Raw genomic sequence first — 5,730 nt, forward strand, 5'->3', positions numbered from 1 at the left:
GCTCTGGCGACATCAGATATTCCAACTGTCTGAATGCCTCAAGGTTGATGGGGTCATGAACGAACATCGGACAGTCGGAAGTCGCGCTGCATGAACGTTGCATCGGGTGCGACGAAGCCAAATTTCTCGTACAGGTTGTGCGCGTCGGCAGTGTGCAACATCCATCGGAAGTTCCGGCCGGGGCCTTTGTCGATCATGACCCGCAATAGCTCCTGTCCGATTCCCAGGCCGCGCTCCTCGCGAGAGACGTACAGGTCAGCCAAGTAGGCCATGGCCGCTCCGTCGGAGAAGGCGCGACAAAAACCCACCATCCGACCGTCGACAGCGCGATACGCACCAACAACCCGCCAGGCGCTGTCGAGTTGCTGCTCAAACATGTCGCGGGTGCGGTATTTCGCCCAATACGCATGCTCGGTCAGCTCATGCCACAGCCAGTCGCGATCCAGACGCGCGCCAGCCGCAGAAAAGTCGACACCGTGCAGGTTCGGCAACGTCTTCTCCTCACTTTTTTATGCGTTTGGCTTTCAGTGTGATCGGTCCTCAAAGGGCTGTGGTCCGACGTGGTTCGTGGGTCACGGTGCGGGGGCCTCGAGGGCGCGTTCAACGTCGGCTAGTAGGTCGTCGGTGTCCTCGATGCCCAGCGCGATGCGCGCGAAACCGTCGGAGACGGGGTCGCCCCAGCGGGCCCGGCGATCCACTGAGGTATGGATTCCACCGAAGCTGGTGGCCGCAATCAGTAGCTCGCTGCGCTCTACCAGCGCGTGCACGGCAGCGGCGTCGGCAAGCTCAACGGACACAAGGCCACCGAATCGGCGCATCTGTGCCGCGGCCACCGGATACGCCGGATCGTCGGACAGTCCCGGGTAGCGCACCGCCCGCACCGCCGGATGATCCCTCAGCATCGTCGCCAGCGCTTGCGCGTTACGACATTGGCGTTCGAAGCGCAGTCCAGCGCTGCCCAGGCTGCGCAGCACCAACCACGCGTCGAACGCGCCCAGAATCGCACCGGCAAGCAGCCGTTCGCGTTCTAGGGCGGCGATCAACTCGGGCTGGCTGCCGGCCACGTATCCGGCGAGCACGTCACTGTGACCCGACAGGGCCTTGGTGGCGCTGGCCACTACCAAATCAGCGCCGAGCGACAGCGGCTGCTGGCCCAGCGGTGTGGCGGACGTGTTGTCCACGACCAGGCTTGCGCCACGACCGTGGCAGATCGTCGCCAACCGGTGCAGATCGACCACATTTAGTCCCGGATTGGTAGGTGTCTCGGCCAGCACCACGTCGGCGCTACCGGCGACATCACAAATATCCGTACTGCCCGCCTCGATGACTGTGACCCCAATGGGCACAAGATATTCCGCTGCGTAGCGGCGGACCTGATAGTAGCCATCGGCCGGCACCACCAACACCGACCCAGGCTTAGCCAGCACCCGCAGCACGGCGCTGATCGCCGCCATACCCGAGCCGAACACCAACGCGCTGTCTGCGCCCTCCAGCTGCGCCAACGCCGATTCCAGGTGCCGCCAGGTCGGATTGGCGCTGCGGCCGTAGGTGTCGAGGTCCGCCGCCTCGTCGGTCGACAGGTGATAGGTGGACGCCAGTACGGGGGCCGACACCACCGGCTGGCCCGGGATGGCCCGCGAATTCACGGCTTTGACGCTGCGAGTGGAATCGCCGTACCGATTGGTCATGGCCGTTCGTCCCGGCGGCTGATTTCGGCGGCGTAGGCGGTCCAGTCACCAGCAGATGCGCGTTGCCATGCGGCGGCGACGCTGATGTGGATACCAAGGGTGCGCGCCAGGATCGCGGCGGGCAGGTCGGTGGCGAGTTGGAACAGGGCGGCGGATCGAGCCCGGCTGGCCTGGATGCCGAGTTGGCGCAGTCGTTCGACCATCCGGAAGGCGCTCAGGTGCTGTCCGGGTCGTCCGCCGGGGAACAGCCATGGGGATTCGCGATGGTTGCCAACGGCGGCGTGACCGGCTCGGGTCTCGACGAGTTCGCGGACCATCTGGTCGAGCGGCTCGGGGATCAGGATCGGTTCTCGACCGAGCCGCAGCCGCACCTGCGGCCCGGTGATCTGGGCGTGGTCGACGGTGAGCTGGCTGATGGTGGTGGCGGTCTGGGCGTAGAGCAACACCAGCAGGCCGGCGACGCGGTCGGCGGTGTCGATGGTGTCGTCGTGTAGGAGCCAGCGGGCCTGTTCCCATCGGGTTTCGGTGTCGATGGTCCCGGTCGGGCCGCCCCATCGCTCGGCGGCGTGGTCGAGTCGGGTGAGTTTGTGTTTGCGCGCCCAGCGTACGAAGTTGCCGCTGTCGCCGCGGAGAGGTTGTGTGCTGGCCAGCCAGGCGTCCAGGTCGCCTTGGCCTCCGGTGGCCAGCGTCAGGCCACGAGCGGTCAGCCAATCCAGAAGCGCGACAGCGGCTTTGATGTTGCGTTTGGCGGCCACAGCCTGCCCGTAGGTGGTGTCGGCGTCGCCGAGTCGGCCGCGCAGCCGGCGGATGACGTGCCAGACGGCGTAGCGGTGCAGCAGGTTTCGCTCTTCAGCGTCGGCGCGGGCGACGATGAGGTCGGCGGTCCAGCGTTGCAGCCGGATCATCTGTTCGTCGCGGTGCGGCAGGGTGCCGATCGCGACCAGCACGCTGCGAAGGTGTTCGACCGGTTTGCCGGCGGGCAGTTCGTCGAGCGTCTCGTGCGAGAGCACGCGCTGGCCGGCGTCGAGCTCGCGCAGGATGGGCCCGCTGCGGTCCAGCCAGACCGCGACGGTGTTGGGGCGTTCGGTCGCGATCAGTGCCTGGTAGAGCTCACGCAGCCCCGGTCGGATGTGGCCGTGCTCGTCGCCAAGCAGGTCGCGGAGCCGCTGCTGCACCGCGCAGCGGGCACACCTACTCGTATGCAGTCGCCCGGGCTGCCCGCATCCCGGGCAGGTGCGCCAGAATCCGGGCTCGTCCCTGACGCATTCGGCGCAGCGTGGGTCGCCGACGGTGCCGCCGCGGATCGGGCGCGTCCGGTTGCAGATGGCGCACCGAGCCCAGCGTTTGTGGCAGGTCAGGCACCACGGTTTCCCGGTCGCCGCGGACACGGTGCAGGGTCCGTCGTGTCCGCAGATTGAGCAGGTCATCGTCTTCACTGGCCGGCAGATCGCACAGACCGGCCCGATGTCGGTGCGCACGCTGACTGGGCGGCGGCGACCGCAGTCGATGCAGGTTTCCTGATTGGCCGGATCGGTGATCAGGCAGTGGGGACACAGCGGCTTGCCGTGTTCGTCGCGGGTGGCGGCCTCGCGGATGGCCCCACACCGCGCACACGGTTGCGCCCGGGTCTTGGCGGTGCAGTTGCGGCACAACCACTTCCCACCAATCGGCCGATAAAGGTGGATAACCCTGCCGCAGCCTGGACAGGCCGGACGAACGATGGTGCGTGCCTCGACGTCGCAGAGCCTGTCGATCAGCCGCAACACCGTCGGCACCGGCGCCTCGGCTCCGGCGCCGGTGAGCAGGTCGGGCCGCTCCTGCAGCGCCCAGGCCAGACGATGGCGCTGCCCGGCTTGCGGCGCGGCCGCGATGCTCGCCGCACCGATCACCTCGGCCGACAGCGTTGGATCCGCTTCAGTGACAGCCTCGACGATGAGCGCCGTCGGGTCGCGTCCGTCGTCGAGGGGGCACTGCGTACATCTGGGTCGCCCGTCGCGGTCGCGGCAGCTCACCCGCCGGAGTTGCCCGCAGGCCGCGCACGGTTCGCGCCGCGGGCCGCACACACCGCAGTACCAGTGCTCTCCGCGGCGTTGGATCGTGCGCAGCAGTTTGCCGCACCCGGCGCACACCGGCGCCGAAATATGTATTGCACCAGCCTTGTTCAACGCGATCAGCAGATCAGCGACCGCGCGCGGGGCCGGGGAACGCCCATCGGTGAGCACTGCGGGCCGGTCCACCAGAGCCTGGGCGAGGCCGCGGCGTTTCGCGCGACCACCCGCCACGCGCTCGGCGATGCTCGTGACCGCGGCGCGATCCAGCCCAGGTTGATGTTGCAGCAACAGATCGACCATGACACCGATCGGATCGTCGAGGACCTCGAATACGAACACGTCCGGCACCGGTCAACCGTCGACGTCGGCGATACGGGCGCGTTTCGGCCGCAGGCCACCGACGCCGGCGTCCTCACCGTTCGCGGTGCGCTTCCGCCGAACAGGAGACGCTACGGCGTACGGTTCGATTAGGTCGTCCGTCGTGCAATTGAGGATGTCGAGCAGCGCCACCAAGATCTTCAGGCTCAGCCGTTCGGGTCGTTCCACGACTAGCCGGTAGACCTGGCTGGAGGATAGGTGGATCCCGCGCTGCGCCAACGGTTCGATCAGGTCGGTGGTGGCGAACATGCCGCGCGCGGCCATGACCTGGCGCAGGTGCCAGCGGTAGTCAAGTTTGCGCGCCATTCAGGACTCCTTCCGGCGCTGAGATGCGTTGGTTGTCGAGGGCGGGGCCGAGGGCCTTGCGCAGCGCGGTGTTCATGAAGTCGCCGGACACGTGGGTGTAGATCGCCGTGGACGTATCGCAGCGGTGCCCAACAGCCTCCTGAATGAATCTGCGATCAACCCCGTCTTCGGTCAGGTGTGTGACCCAGGAATGCCGAAGACTATGGGGTGTCAGGGTTTTCGGCAGCCCGAGCGTATCGCGGTAGGCGACGAAGCGGGCGTTGATTTCCGCCGGTGCCACCCGGCCGCCGCGTTCGGTCAACCACATGGCCGGATGCTCCTCGTTGCCGAAGCGGGGCCGGATGCTGTCGACATAGTCCGCGACGGCCTCCACCGCCCAGCCCATAACCGAGGGCACGTTGCGGCGTCGCGGCGGCTGGCCGCGCACCGCCTTGCCGTAGCGCACATGCAGCATCCCGAACCGGCCGAACTCCGGGGCGGCGGGGTTCCGGCCCCAGTCAAGGACGTCCAACTTCGACGTTTCGGTACGCCTTAGGCCCCACGCGTAAATCACCTTAAATAGCGTCGCGTCTCGGTAGGCGGCCAGCGCGCCCTTGCGTTTCGCACGCACCGCACGGTCGACCTGTTCGTCGGCATAGTCGAGGAAGCGCTGCAACTCCGTGCGGCTGAACGGGCGGGCCTCCGGATTGCCCTCGTAGTCATTGAGATGAGCAATCGTGTTCCATTCATGGCAGATCGGAACCGGATGCACCCCTGGCCCGAATTGCTCCTGACACATCGCAGCCCAGCCATAGCGGGCGTCGCAGAGATACTCGCTGAACAGCCGTAGATCGGTTTGGTAGCCACGGATCGTCGACGGCGCCAGATGCGACTCCGCCATCAGCGACTGCGTCCACTCGTCGACATGCCCCGGCAGCCAACACCACGGGTACTCGTTGGTGAACTCGACGAACCGGCGCATCAGCCGCTCCCGCGGCGCGATGGTGTCTTCACGCAGCCCCCGCGCCGTCTGCTGGGCACGCCAGCCGCGCAACATCGCCTCTAACACGGCGTCTTCCGGGCGCAGCTGCACCACCCCGGAAATGAGCTGAAGGTGTGCTGCACCGGCCAGATCCGCCCGTCCCACATCTGCCTCCAACCCCGGATCGATACGACCCTTCAAGGCAAGTATCTTGCATCCAACGGGCTCGCCACGCAAGGAACACACCTCAAGCGGCGTGTCGGCCCGATGTAGTGGGACCGTTGCCTTCGCCCACTCGCCAGGCGACCTGCGACAATTCGCCCGTCTGATGCAATTCCCGAGGGTT

The 5,730-nt window shown here is 66.8% G+C and carries 5 protein-coding genes; all 5 read right to left on the reverse strand.

The window, feature by feature from the left end:
* Positions 1-53: 53 nt before the first annotated feature.
* The 5 genes from FPZ47_RS26275 to FPZ47_RS26295 all read right to left on the reverse strand — a co-directional run bounded on the left by FPZ47_RS26275 (position 54) and on the right by FPZ47_RS26295 (position 5,459).
* Positions 54-491 (reverse strand): GNAT family N-acetyltransferase, encoded by a 438-nt coding sequence (locus FPZ47_RS26275; protein ID WP_246133626.1) that lies wholly within the window; start codon positions 489-491, stop codon positions 54-56.
* A gap of 81 nt (positions 492-572) precedes the next feature.
* The gene (locus FPZ47_RS26280; RefSeq protein WP_144957009.1) at positions 573-1,688 is read right to left on the reverse strand and encodes a cystathionine gamma-lyase; all 1,116 of its coding nucleotides are present in this window, start codon (positions 1,686-1,688) and stop codon (positions 573-575) included.
* Positions 1,685-4,087, reverse strand: coding sequence for a hypothetical protein (locus FPZ47_RS26285; RefSeq protein WP_144957011.1), 2,403 nt, complete (start codon positions 4,085-4,087; stop codon positions 1,685-1,687). Before FPZ47_RS26285 ends, FPZ47_RS26280 begins: the two co-directional genes overlap by 4 nt.
* 3 nt (positions 4,088-4,090) lie before the next feature.
* Positions 4,091-4,423 carry a helix-turn-helix domain-containing protein gene (locus tag FPZ47_RS26290; protein ID WP_144957012.1) on the reverse strand — a complete coding sequence of 111 codons (333 nt, stop codon included), beginning with the start codon at positions 4,421-4,423 and terminating at the stop codon, positions 4,091-4,093.
* Positions 4,407-5,459: a tyrosine-type recombinase/integrase gene (locus FPZ47_RS26295; protein WP_210420018.1), complete on the reverse strand. Its 1,053-nt coding sequence runs from the start codon at positions 5,457-5,459 to the stop codon at positions 4,407-4,409. The genes FPZ47_RS26290 and FPZ47_RS26295 overlap by 17 nt, the downstream gene beginning before the upstream one ends.
* Positions 5,460-5,730: the final 271 nt, after the last annotated feature.

The organism is Mycobacterium helveticum (assembly GCF_007714205.1).
Lineage (GTDB): Bacteria > Actinomycetota > Actinomycetes > Mycobacteriales > Mycobacteriaceae > Mycobacterium > Mycobacterium helveticum.

Excerpts from the sequence above, each read along its gene's own strand:
- FPZ47_RS26295 (WP_210420018.1), bottom strand. The coding sequence starts at position 5,459 with ATGTTGCGCGGCTGGCGTGCCCAGCAGACGGCGCGGGGGCTGCGTGAA.
- FPZ47_RS26280 (WP_144957009.1), bottom strand. The coding sequence starts at position 1,688 with ATGACCAATCGGTACGGCGATTCCACTCGCAGCGTCAAAGCCGTGAAT.
- FPZ47_RS26290 (WP_144957012.1), bottom strand. The coding sequence starts at position 4,423 with ATGGCGCGCAAACTTGACTACCGCTGGCACCTGCGCCAGGTCATGGCC.